Origin of the sequence: Moorena sp. SIO3I8, from assembly GCF_010692325.1 — a bacterium.
Classification (GTDB): Bacteria; Cyanobacteriota; Cyanobacteriia; order Cyanobacteriales; family Coleofasciculaceae; genus Moorena.
The window spans coordinates 1-16,999 of record NZ_JAAHHW010000076.1 but is presented as its reverse complement, the minus strand read 5'-3'; the positions used below and the strand labels follow the sequence as shown (position 1 = coordinate 16,999).

General features: G+C 43.0%; 16 protein-coding genes and 1 pseudogene. 9 read left to right on the top strand and 8 right to left on the bottom strand.

The window, feature by feature from the left end; genetic code table 11:
• Positions 1-19 precede the first annotated feature (19 nt).
• Entirely contained in the window at positions 20-214 is a 195-nt protein-coding gene (locus F6K51_RS24085; protein WP_293024962.1) for a hypothetical protein, read from the top strand.
• 86 nt (positions 215-300) lie between these two features.
• On the top strand, positions 301-924 hold the full coding sequence (locus F6K51_RS24080) for a type I restriction enzyme HsdR N-terminal domain-containing protein (RefSeq protein WP_293024960.1): 624 nt from the start codon (positions 301-303) through the stop codon (positions 922-924).
• 45 nt (positions 925-969) lie between these two features.
• On the opposite strand, the gene F6K51_RS24075 is transcribed toward F6K51_RS24080, so the two are convergent.
• From F6K51_RS24075 to map, 3 genes are all read right to left on the bottom strand, one after another.
• The gene (locus tag F6K51_RS24075) at positions 970-1,098 is read right to left on the bottom strand and encodes a hypothetical protein (RefSeq protein ID WP_293024958.1); all 129 of its coding nucleotides are present in this window, start codon (positions 1,096-1,098) and stop codon (positions 970-972) included.
• 295 nt (positions 1,099-1,393) lie between these two features.
• Positions 1,394-3,589, bottom strand: a complete 2,196-nt coding sequence (locus tag F6K51_RS24070; protein ID WP_293024956.1) for an S-layer homology domain-containing protein — start codon at positions 3,587-3,589, stop codon at positions 1,394-1,396.
• 203 nt (positions 3,590-3,792) lie between these two features.
• Complete coding sequence (gene map / locus F6K51_RS24065) at positions 3,793-4,581, bottom strand: type I methionyl aminopeptidase (RefSeq protein WP_293024954.1); 789 nt, start codon at positions 4,579-4,581, stop codon at positions 3,793-3,795.
• A gap of 115 nt (positions 4,582-4,696) precedes the next feature.
• On the opposite strand from map, the gene F6K51_RS24060 reads away from it, so the two are divergent.
• The gene (locus tag F6K51_RS24060; RefSeq protein ID WP_293024952.1) at positions 4,697-4,924 is read left to right on the top strand and encodes a hypothetical protein; all 228 of its coding nucleotides are present in this window, start codon (positions 4,697-4,699) and stop codon (positions 4,922-4,924) included.
• Positions 4,924-5,088 (top strand): annotated as a pseudogene (locus F6K51_RS24055) (S-(hydroxymethyl)glutathione dehydrogenase); the annotation flags it as partial. The gene F6K51_RS24060 and the pseudogene F6K51_RS24055, both read left to right, overlap by 1 nt.
• 134 nt (positions 5,089-5,222) lie before the next feature.
• On the opposite strand, the gene F6K51_RS24050 reads toward F6K51_RS24055, so the two are convergent.
• Together F6K51_RS24050 and F6K51_RS24045 are read right to left on the bottom strand one after the other, a co-directional pair.
• A complete protein-coding gene (locus F6K51_RS24050) occupies positions 5,223-5,615 on the bottom strand; it encodes a hypothetical protein (protein ID WP_293024950.1) in 393 nt (130 codons plus the stop codon).
• Positions 5,612-5,827 (bottom strand): hypothetical protein, encoded by a 216-nt coding sequence (locus F6K51_RS24045; protein WP_293024948.1) that lies wholly within the window; start codon positions 5,825-5,827, stop codon positions 5,612-5,614. Before F6K51_RS24045 ends, F6K51_RS24050 begins: the two co-directional genes overlap by 4 nt.
• Positions 5,828-5,875: 48 nt before the next feature.
• Here F6K51_RS24045 and F6K51_RS24040 point away from each other — a divergent pair, with 48 nt between their 5' ends.
• Entirely contained in the window at positions 5,876-6,778 is a 903-nt protein-coding gene (locus tag F6K51_RS24040; RefSeq protein WP_293024946.1) for an alpha/beta hydrolase, read from the top strand.
• A gap of 220 nt (positions 6,779-6,998) precedes the next feature.
• Here F6K51_RS24040 and F6K51_RS24035 read toward each other — a convergent pair whose 3' ends face one another.
• The 3 genes from F6K51_RS24035 to alaS all read right to left on the bottom strand — a co-directional run bounded on the left by F6K51_RS24035 (position 6,999) and on the right by alaS (position 13,823).
• On the bottom strand, positions 6,999-8,348 hold the full coding sequence (locus F6K51_RS24035; RefSeq protein WP_293024944.1) for a GTPase: 1,350 nt from the start codon (positions 8,346-8,348) through the stop codon (positions 6,999-7,001).
• A 417-nt stretch (positions 8,349-8,765) separates the two neighbouring features.
• Entirely contained in the window at positions 8,766-10,415 is a 1,650-nt protein-coding gene (locus F6K51_RS24030) for a hypothetical protein (protein ID WP_293024942.1), read from the bottom strand.
• 777 nt (positions 10,416-11,192) lie between these two features.
• The gene (gene alaS / locus F6K51_RS24025) at positions 11,193-13,823 is read right to left on the bottom strand and encodes an alanine--tRNA ligase (RefSeq protein WP_293024940.1); all 2,631 of its coding nucleotides are present in this window, start codon (positions 13,821-13,823) and stop codon (positions 11,193-11,195) included.
• 192 nt (positions 13,824-14,015) lie between these two features.
• Here alaS and F6K51_RS24020 point away from each other — a divergent pair, with 192 nt between their 5' ends.
• The 4 genes from F6K51_RS24020 to F6K51_RS24005 all read left to right on the top strand — a co-directional run bounded on the left by F6K51_RS24020 (position 14,016) and on the right by F6K51_RS24005 (position 15,773).
• Positions 14,016-14,195, top strand: coding sequence for a hypothetical protein (locus tag F6K51_RS24020; protein ID WP_293024938.1), 180 nt, complete (start codon positions 14,016-14,018; stop codon positions 14,193-14,195).
• 214 nt (positions 14,196-14,409) lie between these two features.
• Positions 14,410-14,589: a hypothetical protein gene (locus tag F6K51_RS24015; RefSeq protein WP_293024936.1), complete on the top strand. Its 180-nt coding sequence runs from the start codon at positions 14,410-14,412 to the stop codon at positions 14,587-14,589.
• Positions 14,590-15,413: 824 nt separating this feature from the next.
• Positions 15,414-15,611, top strand: coding sequence for a heavy-metal-associated domain-containing protein (locus F6K51_RS24010; RefSeq protein WP_293024934.1), 198 nt, complete (start codon positions 15,414-15,416; stop codon positions 15,609-15,611).
• A 27-nt stretch (positions 15,612-15,638) separates the two neighbouring features.
• Complete coding sequence (locus F6K51_RS24005) at positions 15,639-15,773, top strand: hypothetical protein (protein WP_293024932.1); 135 nt, start codon at positions 15,639-15,641, stop codon at positions 15,771-15,773.
• Positions 15,774-16,999: the final 1,226 nt, after the last annotated feature.

Here is a 16,999-nt window from a genome sequence, read left to right as displayed (position 1 = left end):
GCAATAGGGCAATGGCAACATGGATAATCAGCTAACCTTCATTATCAAACTCGTAATCCTATCCACGATAATAGCTGTTATTATTAAATACGTTGCTCCCAGTGTACCCATTCCCGCTACATCCGTTAATGGGTTGATTGGTATCCTGGCTCCAACGGTGATTTTAGCGATCGCATTAGTAGGTCGAGCCTGGAGCTATGGGAAGTCTAACTGACAAACTAGTGGTAAGCCCTAACTAGCTTTCGCGGTCGGCGATCATAGGTTTTCCAAGAAGTTAAGACAGACCTTGGCTCAATCCTGATGGTGAAGACGATTCAAGTAACAGAACTTACCTTGCATGATGTGAAGGTCAAATTTGACCTCACCCCAGCAGAGGATGACCAATTTTTCCGAGAGTGGCAGGACGAGTTACCAGAACTTAGCGACACTGAACGGCAGTCCTTAGAGCAAATTAAGGCTCACATGCTATACCTGGAACAGTATCCGATGGTGGAAGACATTGTCAAAATGGTAGTGCTGTCTCCCTTGTTAGGACTAGCGGGCTTTTATGGTTCTCCCTTTCACCTCAAGACAGAGGCTGCAATAGAGATTTCCGCTGTTGAGGAGCACGAAATCCTGCGAGGGCGTATTGATGTGCTGGTGCTACAAGACCAGTTTTGGGTATTAGTGATTGAGTCAAAACAAGCTGGATTCTCTCTCAAGTCAGCAATTCCTCAGGCATTGACCTACATGATGGCTAATCCTAATCAGTTGCGCCCTAGTTTTGGCTTGGTGACTAATGGTACTAATTTCCGGTTTTTGAAACTAACCAAATCCGGTAGACCGATGTATGCTCTTTCCGATGAGTTTACCCTCTATCGTGGCAATGACTGGTATAATGTGCTTAGGATTCTCAAGCGCATTGCTGAATTGGTAGTGATGTGAACTATAGGAGTTCTCAAGTGCTGTGAGGTACTTTCTTCCTAGGTTTTAGGGAGTAGGGAGTAGGGAGTAGGGAGTAGGGGGAATAAAATTGACTGTAAGCGATCGCGTAGCGGCTCTGAACGCGCCCCGCGTGGCCTTTGGCCTTAAGAGCATCGCTCTACGATTGTTATGCATGATTTGTACCTCTGATCGGTTCTTGGAAAATCATTGTTCCCTGTTCTCTGGTAAGCATTCAGCCGTCATAAGCATTCAGCCGTCATAAGCATTCAGCCGTCAGCCTTTAGCTGATAGCTGATAGCTAAATCGAAATGCGATCGCGTAGCGGCTCCATTGGACCATCGCGTAGCGTGACCTACGGTCAATCGCTTACAGCTATGGCGCTATACAAAAAAAAGCCTGCACTCAGCAGGCTACCGATGTTTTCAGAAAGATTTAGTTGATCTAACTCCCGTGAGATCGAAACTATAAATCAACCAACCACAATGTACTCACTATTCACAGCAGCGGTTAGTGTGCCCTGATCCAGCAAAGCCTGATAAACCATCGCAGCTACCTCACCACGAGTGGCCTCACGCACCGGATTGAGTTTCCTCTGGTCAGGGGAATTGACCACAATCAGTTTTTTAGTAGCGGTTATTACTTGATCTGTGGCATAGCTGGGAATATCTCCTTTGTCATCATAGAGATCCAAAGCATTGGGATCTGATTCGTTTAAACCCAAACCATTTACTAAGGAAACAATCACATCCGCTCGCTTAACATTATCGGCTTGTCCGAAGTTGCCATTAGCGTAACCAGAGAGGAATCCACCGCGATAGGCTTTTTGAATTGCATCCTTAGCCCAAGACTTATCACTGACATCTTTGAATTGCTTGGCTGGCCTTTCCGCTTTCGGTGCAGGGTTGAAGGCTTTGCTAATCAAGGCAGCATATTGAGCACGGTTGATCTTATCGTTAGGTTTAAAGTTACTGTTGTCAACACCTGAAATCATACCTTCTGCCAACAATCCTTGAATAAACTCTTTCGCCCAGTGGTTTTGAATGTCTGCGAATGTGGGTATCCCGTCGTCGTCAAATTTGACAATATATTGATTAGTAATGGCGCTGACTGTTCCAGCATCCACCAAGGCTTGATAAACCATGGCAGCTACTTCAGCACGGGTAGCATTGCGAGTGGGGTTGAGTTGCCTGAGATTGCTGTGATTTACGATAATTTCTTTTTTGGTTGCGGTTTTGACAGCCTCAATGGCGTAGGTAGGAATGGAACCGCTGTCATCATAGGCTTGTAAGGCATTGGGACTAGCAGCCGTTAAGTCTAACCCATTCACTAGTGAAACAATTATTTGGGCACGTTGGACCTTGTCTGCGGGTTTGAATGTCCCCCCAGGGTAGCCAGACAGGAATCCACCACGATAGGCTTGTTTAATCTTTTCGTAAGCCCAATAATTGGAAGCAACATCACTGAAATCCTTGGCATCCCTTTCAGCTGAAGGATTGAAAGCGTTGACCAACAAGGCCGCATATTCAGCACGGGTCATTGTTTTTTCTGGCTGAAAGGTGCCATCAGGGAAGCCACTAATGTATCCTTTACTGTACAATCCCTTGATGAAATCCTCTGCCCAATGACCGGCAATATCAGTTAACTTTTTAGTTGGAGATGGAGTAGGTGTTGGAGATGGAGTAGGTGTTGGAGATGGAGTAGGTGTTGGAGATGGAGTAGGTGTTGGAGATGGAGTAGGTGTTGGAGATGGAGTAGGTGTTGGAGATGGAGTAGGTGTTGGAGGCACCTTAGTGATCGCGTCATCAATTTGAACCGGACCACTGACTTTTGAGGCAACTAAAAAATTGCCCACTGAAATCAGCTTAACCGTGGTGTAATTTTTTAAATCAAACTCACCGTTGTTACGCAGTACGTTTTTCCCTGGGTCTCCTGTGGTTCCCAAATCTGGCAAACCCTTGCCCGAAACTGACAGACCAAATCTGTCGTTGTTTTCCATCCGATTCTTACGCAGTATCGGTCGAGCGTCCCCAGAAACCACTATCCCAAAGATGTTTTCAGAGGTTTGGTTCTCGACCAGCCTTGGCGCTGCATTACTATCAACAGCAATGCCATTACCCATTTTTTTACAGGTATTCCCTTGGATGTTCCCTTTGGCATCCCTGGTAATCGATATCCCTTGACCCTCTATACCACTACCAATGAAATTATTATCTTTAACTTCTGGTGTGGCCTCACCTGTGACATTAACCCCTTCACGATTGCACTCTTTGAAGGTACAATTAGCAACAACAGGACTACCAGACTCAATCCAGGCACCAGTGCCTCGGCGCTCCCGATTGGTCATTGTTACTCCCCTGAGTTCGGTATCCTTAGCTAGGATAAGGGTCACGTTTTGACCACCACCGAAACGGGTGTTGAACAACCCATTGCCTTCAATTAAGATGTCCTTGCCTTTGTTTGCTTCATCACCTATAATTTGTACACCGGAGGGAGCTTTCAGCGGAAAGGTTTCACCACTGGCTGTATTATAAGTACCAGGTTTTAGTTGAATCTCGTCACCTGAACCAGCTGACTCGAAGGCTTTGGTAATAGTTTTAAAGGGCGTAGATTCGCTACCATCAGCGCTATCACTTCCAGTAGCTGGATAGACGTATAGAGTTGCCATAATTTAGGATTACCCAAAACGCTTAAGAACACAGCAAAACCGAGGTGTCACCCATCATAGGGTTCACCACTTGCTAATTTCCTGAGCAGGAGGCTAACTTTCTTTAGAAATACTCTTAAGAATTGTTACCCAGATAGTGTGCCTGCTTTTATTGCTTATATCTCACAGTTTAAGCTCGATTTTCAGTAAATGTCCATTAAGACTTAAGCAGATTTACTCTGGATTTCTTGTTCTGGCAAGGTGAGAATCTCTACACCGTCAGGGGTGACAACTATAGTGTGTTCAAATTGGGCAGAAAGTTTGCGATCGCGTGTTACAGCTGTCCACTTATCAGCTAATATCTCCACTTCGTGGGTACCTTCGTTAATCATGGGCTCGATAGTGAAAACCATCCCAGCCCGGAGGCGTTTTCCTTTCCCTCGGGTGCCATAGTGAGGAATTTGGGGAGCTGTATGGAAAATCTTGCTAATCCCGTGTCCAACAAAGTCTCGCACTACGGAAAAGCCGTTGGACTCGGCATACTCTTGGATAGCAGCACCAATATCACCAACCCTTGCTCCTGGCTTGACCTCAGCAATGCCCCGCATCATACATTCTTCAGTAACTTCCACCAGCTTTTTTGCTAGGGGTGAGGGGGTCCCAACAAAAAAGGTTCTAGAGGTATCCCCGTGATATCCATCCAGCTTTGGTGTTACGTCAATATTAATGATGTCCCCATCTTTAAGGATTTGCTTACCGTTAGGGATACCGTGACAAACAACTTCATTGATACTGGTACAGATAGATTTAGGAAAGCCCTGGTAGCCTAAGGGAGCACTGATTGCTCCATGCTCTTTTGTCCAACGCTCAGCTTCATCATTAATCTCTAGGGTGCTTACCCCTGGCTTAACCATGGGTTCTAAATGGTCTAAGAGTGCAGTGGCTAAGCGTCCAGCAAGACGCATTTTAGCTATTTCTCTACTGGATAAGAGCACAATTCTTTCAGCTGCCATGAGTTTTTATTCCGTCAATTACCCCAAAACCTGGGAAAAATTATACTATTTGTGGTTTTTTTAATTGTACAATAATAGGATCCCTAATTAACGCGGGTTGGCATGAGAGCAATAAATGAAGTATATTGTGGATTTTAGGGAATCGGGAATCGGGAATCGGGAATCGGGAATCGGGAATCGGGAATCGGGAATCGGAAATCGGGAATCGGGAATCGGGAATCGGGAATCGGGAATCGGGAACTCGGATCAGGTAAAAATCCTGTTTACCTCCTCTTTTGCTTGCTATCCAAAGCCAGAATATTTCAATAAAATAGGTCAGTTGATCAGAGCAAGTAGGAGTTGATTTTGGAGGTCAAAGCCGCAGTAGCTTTTGAAGCAGGCAAGCCTTTATCCATTGAAACGGTTCAGGTAGCCGAACCTAAGGCGGGTGAGGTGATGGTGGAAATTAAAGCAACCGGAGTATGCCATACTGATGCCTATACCATGTCTGGCGCAGATCCAGAAGGTTAGGCTCTTACCTCTAAAACTTTGTTAGAGCCAACTTCTGCCTTCTGCTTTCTGCCTTGCGCGTAGCGCTATAGCAATGCTCTTTTAGAGCCGCTACGCGATCGCAATCAGTTAGCGATGCTCTTTTAGAGCCGCTACGCGATCGCATCAAATTCAACTAATACAATTCTCGTTACCGTTGTCAGCTCCAGTTCCTTAAGCAGTCGAAGCAGGTTATAGCAGTCGAAGTAAAGGTTAAGACAATTTCTATTCCCGACTCCCGACTCCCGACTCCCGACTCCCGAATGGCAATCAAGATTAGAAAATATCTGATCAACAGGAGTACCCCTAAACGGTTGCGCAGTCAGAATAATCGTGCCATCCTTTGCTCTGACCCAGCCTTGGGCTTCAATAATCACTTTTTTGTCTTGGGGAGGTTGAGGGGATATCACTGATGATTGTTGCTGCTGTAATTGCCGTAATTGTTGTCTGCTGCTGGCTAACCCAGGACGAGTTCGCCACCTCACTGTTCTGTGGGCATTAATCACTGGATCCTCTCGAGTCGGTGGTAAACTTGGTTACGCAGTCGGATATCAACAGCTTGCAGCCTAATATTGCCTTGGTCTCCTGCTGTTTCTGCTGCGATGATTCCCTCGTTGTTAAGGAAGATGGAATTAGCTTCAATCTTTAGGTTCCCTGCTGAACCCCTTGTTTCATTACTAAAAATATCCCCTATCTCTCGATATCCCGATATCACCACACTTCTTTTAGTTATAGATTTACAAATATCAGATGCAGCCCTATCACTATGACTACAACAACTAATCCCACTGAGCTTAACTCTGGTATTGGCGGTACCAAAAATTTCTACAACTGGAATTGGCAAGACAAACACTATCAAGTGGTCTACGAAACCATCGGTGCAGGAAACCCGGTACTGTTACTCCCTGCTTTTAGTACCGTTTCTAGTCGCACCGAAATGAAAGGTATTGCCAATCTACTGGCTAAAAACTATCACGTTACCGTTCTAGATTGGTTGGGATTTGGCGAGTCTCAATGCCCTCCTGTGGATTACAATCCCGTATTATTTTACCAGTTATTAGCAGATTTTGTTAAATCTGTTTTTAATAATAGCTCAATAATTTTAATGGCTGCCGGTCATGCTTCGGGATACGCTTTAAAGTTTGCCCAAGATAATCCAGATAGTATTTCTAAACTAATTTTAGTGGCTCCCACTTGGAAAGGACCGTTAAGAGTAATGGGTTTACCCGATGGAGTGAGAAACGGAGTAAAAAACCTAGTGCGATCGCCTTGGTTAGGTCAGACTCTATACTATCTCAACACTACTCCTTCGTTTCTGCGCTTGATGTATAAACGCCACGTCTATGTGGATGAAACCAAACTAACTCCGGAATTTATCGCCCAAAAACATCAAATTACTTCCAAAGATGGCGGCAGATATGCCCCTGCTGCGTTTGTTACTGGCGCAATCGATCCTGTAGCTAATCGGGAGGAATTTTTGCAGCTTTTAGATTCTGTGCCGATCCCCGTATTAATTATATTAGCGGAAAATGCACCACCTAAGTCAAAAGCCGAAATGATAGCAATGGCGGAGTTAGAACAGGTGCAAACCGTTCGATTAGCTGGAACTTTAGGTATTTCTGAAGAGTATCATGAAGCGGTAACAGCAGTGATTCAGGATTTTATTTAGGCTTTTATCGCAGTTATCAGCACGTTTTAGGTAATTTAGTTCTGGGTTTTAGGGAGCAAGTAAGCATTCAGCTCTCAGCTCTCAGCTCTCAGCTGTTGAATATAGCGGCTTATAGCCTAATGAGGTACACAAAATTCCCTATTGCCTATTGCCTATTCCCTGTTCCCTGTTCCCTACTCCCTACTCCCTACTCCCTGCTCCCTTTGCTACACATTTCACCTTACAATCTACCTTCTATTTTATCAAAAAACTGTTTACATTCTTCAAACACCTGTTTTTTCCTTAGTTCATCCCAAACAATAAATCTGTTGTCTTGGAAATTTTTAATTGTTTGTAAAAGCCCAACAATGTCTTCCTCTCCTATGGTTGGGCTGTTTCCGTAACCGTGGTAAGACACTCCCCATATAATTGCTAGGCAAGTAGTAGCTATAAAGTTTTTACCATTTTGATCGAGAGAAACTTCTATATTGTTATTTACAGATAATACAGCCCAAATACTTCCTCCCAATAAACCAACAACAGTAGCCCCTACCTGTATACCAACTAGCGCTGCTGGTCCAGCAGCAACACCACCAACAGGCAATCCAATCATAAAACCGATTATCCCACCTATAACACCACCGATTCCAGTCCCAATGCCTGTACCAGCAGCTGCACCATCAACTACATCTTTAGGCTTTGAAAAGTTTTTTTTATGAAAGTTAAGGTCATTAACTCCTTTGAGTGGATCGTCTGCTGCTAAGTCATAAAGGTTTGACACGTTTTCATTAAAATCTTCTAATAACTGTTTAACTTCATTACGTATTTCATCAATGAGATTATTTTCTGGTGAAGTGTTATCAATACCCTTTTGTCTTTTGACTTTGCTGCATCCTTGGATACAGTCATGCATTAAATATGAAGCTTCCCTTAAAATTTCCAGTTGTCTATTTCTGAAATTTGCAAGGTCTATGCGATATCTTTCTTTCTTTTGACCAGACAATAAATTTTCTACATAGCTATAAATCCGAGTCACTTTGGAAGGGTCATCCCACCAACCATCAAACATAATGTAATTAGTGATATGGTTTCGTTTAAAAAAATCTTCCCACTGAGTTATTCGTTCGACATGCTGTTCATTTCTTTTTATGCTTTTATTTCCAATGCCAATAATCGGCTTATTTAATTCCTTTAAAAGTTCAATTTCTTGATCATGTCCTGTTTCCGGCACATCATTTAACGTATCGACAACGTATATTACCACATCTGCTTCTTGCTCTACTCCTTCTATTGCTATTAGGTCATATTTCATCCTATCAACATTTGGAAATATGTTTGCTAATATCTCTGGATAAAGCCCTTGTTTTTTAGCTCTCATATAGGCTAAACAAGAATCTGGAACCTCAAAACCTGGACAATCAAGGAACCAGGCTTGCATAGTCTCATATGGAATCGTTTCAGTCTTTTTTGTTGCATGTGCTTGGTCAGCAACTAGACCGACATTGCTCTTGGTTAACGTTCTGATCAAAGTTGTTTTACCGGAATTGGTATGACCAGTTACTGCAATAACAGTTTTTTCTGTATTATTCATCAGGTTTTCCTATTCAATCAACTGACATTGTTTTTCATCCACATACTCAATGGGAACAAATTCTAATCCGTGGTAAGCTGAATCACATGTTGATGGTATAACTTTAACTCCCCCTCCTGGTGGCTTTGTGCGGTTACCATCTAGTTTGAATTTGACTGTCCCAGTTACACCTGAGTAACTAAAATTATTTTTCCTTAAGGGCTCTACCGAACTTGCTGTGTAAAAATCTGATCGAATAATTCGTATAATCCTTACTGGGCGGGAATTTGAGTTTTTAAGCGATGCAGCGCGGTCTTGGGGAGGCAGCGCGGTCTTGGGGGTCTCCCCCATGAGCGACTGCATCAAGAGATAGAATGATTTTTTATAAATAACCCCTCCCATCAGACCTAGTCGGCAATAAGCGCGGTTTTATACACACTATCTTTGGTAGAGCCTCCTTAAGGCTTCTTGTAACTTGACTCGATTGGGGTTTGGTAAAGTCTCCAGAGCCTTAGCAATGGTCATGATGGCATTGTATGCATCGTATGAATTGGCTGTTCTCCAGTTTATCTGAGTTTTTGAAGCTTGATCGCAAAAGGCTTCTCCCTCAGGAGTATCTACACACCCTTCCAAGGGTTCCCCATCATAATAAGCTATAAACTTCGATAATACACTTTCACTCTCGTTATGATCATCGGCAATCAAGATCCTCAGCGGTCTACCATTGATCTGAGCTTCGGAGTTATTGATATAGTCTTGAGCTTGAGCAATTCCTCGAAGTAACTCTTTGGCTTGAGCTTCGTCTCCTGTGATAGGAATTCCAACCGCAATAGTATAGGGCTTGATATTGGGATATATCTCAAAAATTTTAGAATTATTCCAGTAAATTATAGTTTCTGGATCTTTAGCTTCCTGCTGAAATGAAATTTGAAAAAATATTGAAGCTTTGTCATATCGTTTGTCATGATAGTATTTCATTGCGTACTTTTTATTTAGTGGCGGTAAATCATGAAAAAGACTCTCTTCACCACAACTTATATGATCGTCCATCTTAAGTGGACAAGTTTCCGGCTTAGTAACAACAGGCTTAGTAACAATTATAATAAAATTTTCAATTACTCCTAGTAATAGATAAGCAAAACCAATTAAAGAAACTACAATCAATAGAGCATATAGTGGATTGGAAAATAGTTTTCTCCTAAATCTAATAATACTTATCTTAAGCTGAGTCTTGTCATATGCAGGGATTTTAGACTTAGAATCAAGGAGTTGGTCTAAGTCATTCAATATCTCTTTAGCTGACTGATAGCGAGCTTGGGGTTCATAAAGAATCATTTTGTCTATGATCTTTGCAAATGCATCGCTAATCTGTAAAGGGCTTTTCCCAGGAACGTGATAACGCCATATAGTTTCTTTAGTAGATTGGTGACTAATAAGCTGAGGATTAATCTGAGATCTGATCATCTCAATACAAACAACTCCCAAAGCATATAGATCGTCTCGATACCTCTCTTTATTCCCTTTGGGTGGTTTGTAACGATCATTATATTTGTCTAGAGCAATAGACACCTTGCCGGAAACTAGCTGTAGCCCACCGATTTCGTTTAAATCTCCAATATCAAGAAGAGTTAGTTGATCGTCTCCTAAATATATTAGGTTAGAAGCCCTAATATTACCCTGAGCTATTTTAGCTTGATGTAATTGATCTAAAATTTCTAGAGATTTTTTGAGAATTTTCTTAACTGTTTTCTCTTGGAAATACTTGCCATTTTTAATCTCTACCTCAATAGTATTCTCTTCTATATAATCTCGAAGTATATAGAAACTAGTGCCTTGTTGAAACTGATACTTAATATTGGCTATACCGTTAATTTTTAAAGCCCTTATGTCTTGGACACGTTCACTGAAGAGCTTTTGAGCTTCTTGCATTACCTCTGGTTCTTCAGACAGAGGCTTATATTCTTTGGCTATATAGTGACAAGGTTGGGCCGCTGCACTCTCATCATTTACCTTATAGGTTCTAGAGTATATTGAATTGTTATATTCTTGAAGAATACGATAGCTATGTGCTATATATTGTTCAGCCATTAGATAATTATAAATAAACAATAAGCGTTTAATTTAGTGCCGAATTTAGACAATCGTACTTACAGATATTATGATGTAAATCTACAGCCTTAATCGAGGTAGACCTACTCAGATTATTCAATTTTCTCGGTATTATTCCATGAATATAGTGAATTGTAAAGATTAAGATTAGCCTCAGCATTACCTCAAGCAAGATACTGTTGAGAGTATCAAAATTTATGCTATTTAGGGTATAGGTATGATAAACTATTATAGGGTTATTGCTACAATTTTTGCTAAGCAAAGCTTGTAGGGGAAAAATGCAATTTTTATAAAAATGTACAACAATACATTACACTCGATATCTTCTCTTGAAGAATCCTTTCGAGTGTGGTGCCAAGCCTACCTGTAACTCTGCCCTTGTTCATCAGGAAACGGAGGCGAGTGGCAGAAACACTTACTAAATCAGCCCCTTATGCGGTAGAAATCATCATGGCTGGAAAACCATTGCGTCAGCGGTGAGAGTATTATAACCGAAATTGGATTAACATGCAAGCGCTAAAAAAAACTATTGCACTAACTCACCAATTACGATGGATCGGTCAGTGGCTCAAAACAACTATTGCACTGACGCACTAAAATGCTCACCAGCCCATAAAAGAGCGATCGCAAACTGACTGCGATGCTCTTTCAGAGCCGCTACGCGATCGCACAAATACAACTATTTCCTCAAATCCCCCCTTAATCTCAAATCCCCCCCTTATTAAGGGGGGTTAGGGGGGATCCCCCACTCCAAAATCACTGCAACCCTTCCAACAACTGTTGCAACGCCCTATCAAGAGCTTGCCCTAACTTACTGCCATCTTTTCCACCAGCTTGAGCCAAGTTAGGTCGTCCACCGCCACCACCACCGCAAATTTTAGCGATCGCACCAATAAACTTCCCAGCCTGCAAGCCTTTCTGATTAACACCCTTACTAAAGGCTGCCACTAAACTCACCTTGTCGGGGCTAGGCACTGAACCCAACACTACTGCACTTTCTCCCAGCTTCTGCTGTAGCTGTTGCGCAACACTTTTTAAGCCCTCTGGTTCTACTCCCTCCATCTTCGCTACCAGAACCTTGAACTCACCGACTGACTTAGCTTGTGCCAACAATTGGTCAGATTTTGCCAAAGCCAGTTGTTGCTTCAGGGCATCTAACTGTTTATTAGTAGCCTTGAGTTCCTGTTGTAAATTACTAATCCGCTCAGGTAACTCTTCCGGTTGTGCTTTAAAGCGATCGCATAAATCCTTAACCACCTTATCCCGCACATTCAGATAATCCAGCACCGCCGGTCCAGCCACTGCTTCTATGCGCCTAATCCCAGAGGCGACCCCTGCGGAAGAGATAATCTTAAACACGCCAATCTCAGCAGTATTGTTGACATGGGTACCACCACACAATTCCATCGAGACACCAGGGAAATCAATCACTCTGACCTCCGAGCCATACTTTTCCCCAAACATAGCGGTTGCGCCCTTAGCCTTAGCTTTTGTCAAGGGCATCACCTCTACATCAGCAGAATGGGCTTCACTAATCCAAGTATTAATTTGTGTCTCGATCTGGTCTAACTCTTCCGATGTCAGAGCGCGAGGGCAATTGAAGTCAAAGCGCAAGCGGTCAAAAGCCACCAAAGAGCCTGCCTGAGAGATGCTTGGGTCAACAATTTTTTTCAGAGCCGCTTGCAGTAAATGAGTCGCACTATGGTTAGCTTGAACTCGACGGCGACAAGCCCGGTCAATTTGAGCAGTTACTGTTGTGCCTACCCCTAGATTTCCCCGTTCGATGGTACCGAAGTGGACAAAGAAATCCGATTCCTTCTGAACATCTTCGATCCGAACCAATACCGAATCCCCAGACAGATAACCGCGATCGCCTATTTGTCCCCCAGATTCCGCATAGAATGGGGTCTGATCCAAAATCACCTGGACCTTACTGCCAGCTCCAGCGGATTCCACAGACTTCCCATCAACTAGCAAAGCCTCTACCTTAGCCATGGACTGGGGTTCAGTGTAACCAAGGAATGCCGTACTATCGATCTGCTCCCCTAGCTGATCTAAGCTACCCTGTACCGTTAAGTCAATAGTTTCATGGGCAACTCTAGCCCGTTCCCGCTGGCGTTCCATTTCCACCTCGAAGCCATCGAGGTCTACCGTTAAGCCCTGTTCTTCAGCAATTTCCTCAGTTAATTCCACTGGGAAACCATAGGTATCATAGAGCGTAAACGCATCTGTGCCAGAAATCTGCTTAGGCTTCTTGGCCAAAATCTCAGCTAGCAGCTTCTCTCCCCGTTCCAGGGTTTTCAGGAATTGAGACTCTTCCCGCTGCATTTCCGCTTGGATAGTTTTTTCCCGTTCCCGCACATTAGGATAAGCTGATTCAGATAATGCGATCGCTGTTTGAGCCACTTCCCAGGTAAATTCCCCATCAATCCCAATCAAACGGCCATGACGCACCACTCGACGGAGCAAACGGCGCAACACATAACCCCGTCCGGTGTTAGAAGCCGTAATCCCATCCGCGATCATATGAACAATTGCCCGGATATGGTCACCAATAACCTTCAGAGAAACCTTCGTCTTCTCATCACTCTTGTTATAGTTAACCCCAGCAATTTCCGCTGCGGTTTTTACAATCGGGAAAATTAAATCAGTTTCATAATTATTCGGCACTTGCTGGAGGATTTGCGCCATCCTCTCCAGCCCCATCCCCGTATCAATATTTTGCTTATCTAACGGAGTGCGGTTACCCTCGGCATCCTGGTTGTATTCCATGAATACCAGGTTATAGAACTCAATAAACCTGGTATCATCTTCCAAGTCAATGCTCTCGTCTCCCAGTTCTGGGTGAAAATCGTAGTAAAGTTCTGAACACGGACCGCAAGGACCGGTTGGACCCGATTTCCAATAATTATCCTCCTCACCCAAGCGCTGGATGCGATGGGCTGGGATGCCAATTTTATCCCGCCAGATCGCAAACGCTTCGTCATCATCCCGAAACACACTGACTACTAAGCGTTCTGGTGGCAAACCGAATACCTCTGTAGAGAGTTCCCATGCCCATGCGATCGCTTGTTCCTTAAAGTAATCCCCAAAACTAAAATTCCCCAGCATCTCAAAAAAAGTATGATGCCGTGCCGTGCGTCCCACATTCTCTATATCATTGTTGCGGATACATTTTTGGGAGGTGGTGGCGCGAGGGAATTCCGACTGACGTTGTCCTAGAAAAATCGGTTTAAACGGCAACATTCCCGCAATTGTCAGCAACACCGTCGGGTCTTCCGGTACTAACGAAGCACTTGGCAATACATTGTGTTGCCGTTGGGAGTAGAAATCGAGGAAAGTTTGCCGGATTTCGTTACCGCGCAAATAATTAGGGATATCGGGCATGGTTCTCTACAAGTCAGCTTTAGGCTATGGGCTTATGGGAAGTAAACCCCTATCGCTATATTTATTAATTTACCTATGATCTATTGTGACATAGAACCGAAGGTGAAAGCCCACCCTTTATAGGAGAGCAAACCATTGTGATGCTTGGAGGTTGAAGGTTGATAGCTTGAAGGTTGATAGGTTGAAGGTTGGATGGTTGAAGGTTGGATGGTTGAAGGTTGGATGGTTGAAGGTTGGATGGTTGGAGGTTGGTTGGTTGGAGGTTGGTTGGTTGAAGGTTGGATGGTTGAAGGTTGGATGGTTGAAGGTTGGATGGTTGGAGGTTGGTTGGTTGGAGGTTTGATGGTTGAAGGTTGGATGGTTGAAGATTAGAGGCTTAACAACTGAAAGCCGGATGTATAACTAGCAATCTGTAACGTTAAACCTGTTACATATAACCTGCAACCTGTAACCTGCAACCTGTAACCTTCAACCTGTAACCTTCAACCTGTAACCTGCAACCTGTAACCTTCAACCTGCAACCTTCAACCTGTAACCTTCAACCTGTAACCTGTAACCTTCAACCTGTAACCTTCAACCTGTAACCTTGGCCTTTGGCCACGCTACGCGAACAACCTTCAACCTTCTTAATCTAATCGTTGCAGTTTGTAAAGACTCCTTAACTTTAACAACAAGTATTCGTAATCTCCAGAAAGCCGTGTTAGCTTTAAAGAGTGGAAGTCATCCTTCAGAAAAAAACCTGAAGCTAAGAACCAAATGGGCATAGATAAGATGATTTCTACCGGTCTATGACCCAGCCACAGTAGGCACCAATCGAACATAGCATCAAGTGGCCAAAAACCAACAGAAGTTGGAGTAAGCCAAACCAAAGTCCGGAAAGACACGACTGTGTGAGATGTAGTATTAGGTGTATCTGTGTAGTTTGCCAACCATAGTGATCAAAACTGGTAGTCAGAAAGTTAACTCGTTGAAAATTTGTCTTTTTCCACTCAGATGGGTCTAGTCAATCCTGGCTAGGCCCTTTGAGTATTGGTGCAACCTATTGGGGAAATCCCAGACCCTTCATAATTTTTCATCTAATCGTTGCAGTTTGTAAAGACTCCTTAACTTTAACAACAAGTATTCGGAATCTCCAGAAGGTCGTGTTAGATTTAAAGAGTGGAAGTCATCCTTCAGAGAAAAACCTGAAGCCAAAACCTAAATGGGCATAGATAAGATGATTTCTAGCGGTCTATGACCCAGCCACAGTAGGCACCAATCGAACATAGCATCAAGTGGCCAAAAACCAACAGAAGTTGGAGTAAGCCAAACCAAAGTCCGGAAAGACACGACTGTGTGAGATGTAGTATTAGGTGTATCTGTGTAGTTTGCCAACCATAGTAGTGATTCAAAACTGGTAGTCAGAAAGTTAACTCGTTGAAAATTTGTCTTTTTCCACTCGAATGGGTCTAGTCAATCCTGGCTAGGCCCATTGAGTATTATCGTCAATCGAGCTAAGTTATTGGTAAGCATTAACCTTGCTAGCTTGGGCTGCGAGCTTTAAGGGGAAGCTGATTAACCGGTGTCAGAAAAACTGATTGAGTATTGACTATGGCAGTAGTACAGTTAAAAGTTCCCAGTATTGCGTGTGATGTCTGTGCTAAGACCATTACCGAAGGTATACTCCAACAGGAGCCAGATTCTAAAGTCGCAGTGGATGTAACATCAAAGACAGTTAGAGTTGAAACCGAAGCCTCTGAAGATTCAATTAGACAGATCATAACGACTGTCGGTCACACCGTGGAGTAAGCTACCAAGTAAGCTAGTGTGATTTGATTGGCCGATTTGCTACTTAAGGCCTTGGCCGTTGGCCACGCTTGGCCTTTTGCCACGCTGCTTGAGGTGCGAATGGCCACGCTACGCGAACGGAAAAAGTCGTCAATCCCTCTGCCACTCTCCCCCTCGTTCTAAGTATGCAAATTAGATGGGTGACAGCTTAATCAAAATTGCCGAACGGCTAATGGTTAACCTTTGACTATCAACCTTCAAACATTAACCTTTCGGCAAAGCCGACGCTACGCGAACGACAATACATCAGTAAGTTATATTATTTTGGTTAACTAGGTGTTGGTTAACTAGGTGTTGCGCATTTAAATTGGATATTATTCAGTTATAAAAAAACCTGCTCCCTTGCTCACCTGCTGTCAGAACAATGGAATTTAAATGAATACCAGCTTAGGTGTTGGTTAACGATGTAGGGAATGTAGTCTATCTTAGGTGGGAACAAAGATGGTCATTGAGTTCAAGGAAATACAGGGATAAATTCTGTAGCTAGTTTTCATCCTAATTAAGCAGCAGACCACAGGCTCTCCGGCTGCAAGAAATTTTTTAGATCATGTCGAAATAATTACCCTTAATAAAAATCTCCCCATCTCCCCATCTCCCCATCTCCCCCTCCTGGGAGGGGTTAGGGGTGGGTCCCCATCTCCCCATCTCCCCACCCTCCCTCTAATTATGGGTATTCAACCTGACTTGATATTAGAGGTTAGTGGGAATAATAATGCTCTCACTCAGTTGAACAGTTAGGTGTTTTCACCATCTTCGATAAAGATTTAGAAAAATTACCTGGATACCAGGAAATTGCTACTGCCACTTGTGATAAAAACAAGAGAGTATTAGAGGAAAGTATAAATAGAATAATCCCTGTGCTCAGCTTCGGCTGAGTAACCCCTAATTAACTATGTGCCTAAGATGTGCCTAAGATGTGCCTAAGTTGTGCCTAAGTTGTGCCTAAGTTGGCTTTGGATTCATCGGGGATTAAACTAATTTTTATTGTTATTCAGGTTTATGTTCAATAAAACTAGTTAAACTAAAAACGATATAACAATTGTAAACGAGTTGTGAAAATCTATAAACCCAAAATCATGGTATTATTGGCATCCTGGCCGCTTGATATTTCACAACCTATTTATAATTGCTATATACAATAAGATAGTTTAAAAATGATTGTTATAATATCAAATTACCTAATTTATCAAGAGTTCCACAGCTCGTGATTCACAATCCATATCGGGGAATCGGGAATCGGCAATGGGAAATTGGTAACTGATCCAACTGTACTTGAGCTCCCAAACGATAGTCAGCAATAGGAGAAATTTATCTAGTTATCTAGAATCTATCTATCCCATAGCCAATCC

What these genes read in the sequence shown, in the direction of transcription:
- F6K51_RS24085 (WP_293024962.1), top strand. Translation starts at nt 20, where the DNA reads ATGGATAATCAGCTAACCTTCATTATCAAACTCGTAATCCTATCCACG.
- F6K51_RS24080 (WP_293024960.1), top strand. Translation starts at nt 301, where the DNA reads ATGGTGAAGACGATTCAAGTAACAGAACTTACCTTGCATGATGTGAAG.
- F6K51_RS24075 (WP_293024958.1), bottom strand. Translation starts at nt 1,098, where the DNA reads ATGCATAACAATCGTAGAGCGATGCTCTTAAGGCCAAAGGCCACGCGG.
- F6K51_RS24070 (WP_293024956.1), bottom strand. Translation starts at nt 3,589, where the DNA reads ATGGCAACTCTATACGTCTATCCAGCTACTGGAAGTGATAGCGCTGAT.
- map (WP_293024954.1), bottom strand. Translation starts at nt 4,581, where the DNA reads ATGGCAGCTGAAAGAATTGTGCTCTTATCCAGTAGAGAAATAGCTAAA.
- F6K51_RS24060 (WP_293024952.1), top strand. Translation starts at nt 4,697, where the DNA reads ATGAAGTATATTGTGGATTTTAGGGAATCGGGAATCGGGAATCGGGAA.
- F6K51_RS24040 (WP_293024946.1), top strand. Translation starts at nt 5,876, where the DNA reads ATGACTACAACAACTAATCCCACTGAGCTTAACTCTGGTATTGGCGGT.
- F6K51_RS24035 (WP_293024944.1), bottom strand. Translation starts at nt 8,348, where the DNA reads ATGAATAATACAGAAAAAACTGTTATTGCAGTAACTGGTCATACCAAT.
- F6K51_RS24030 (WP_293024942.1), bottom strand. Translation starts at nt 10,415, where the DNA reads ATGGCTGAACAATATATAGCACATAGCTATCGTATTCTTCAAGAATAT.
- alaS (WP_293024940.1), bottom strand. Translation starts at nt 13,823, where the DNA reads ATGCCCGATATCCCTAATTATTTGCGCGGTAACGAAATCCGGCAAACT.
- F6K51_RS24020 (WP_293024938.1), top strand. Translation starts at nt 14,016, where the DNA reads ATGGTTGAAGGTTGGATGGTTGAAGGTTGGATGGTTGAAGGTTGGATG.
- F6K51_RS24010 (WP_293024934.1), top strand. Translation starts at nt 15,414, where the DNA reads ATGGCAGTAGTACAGTTAAAAGTTCCCAGTATTGCGTGTGATGTCTGT.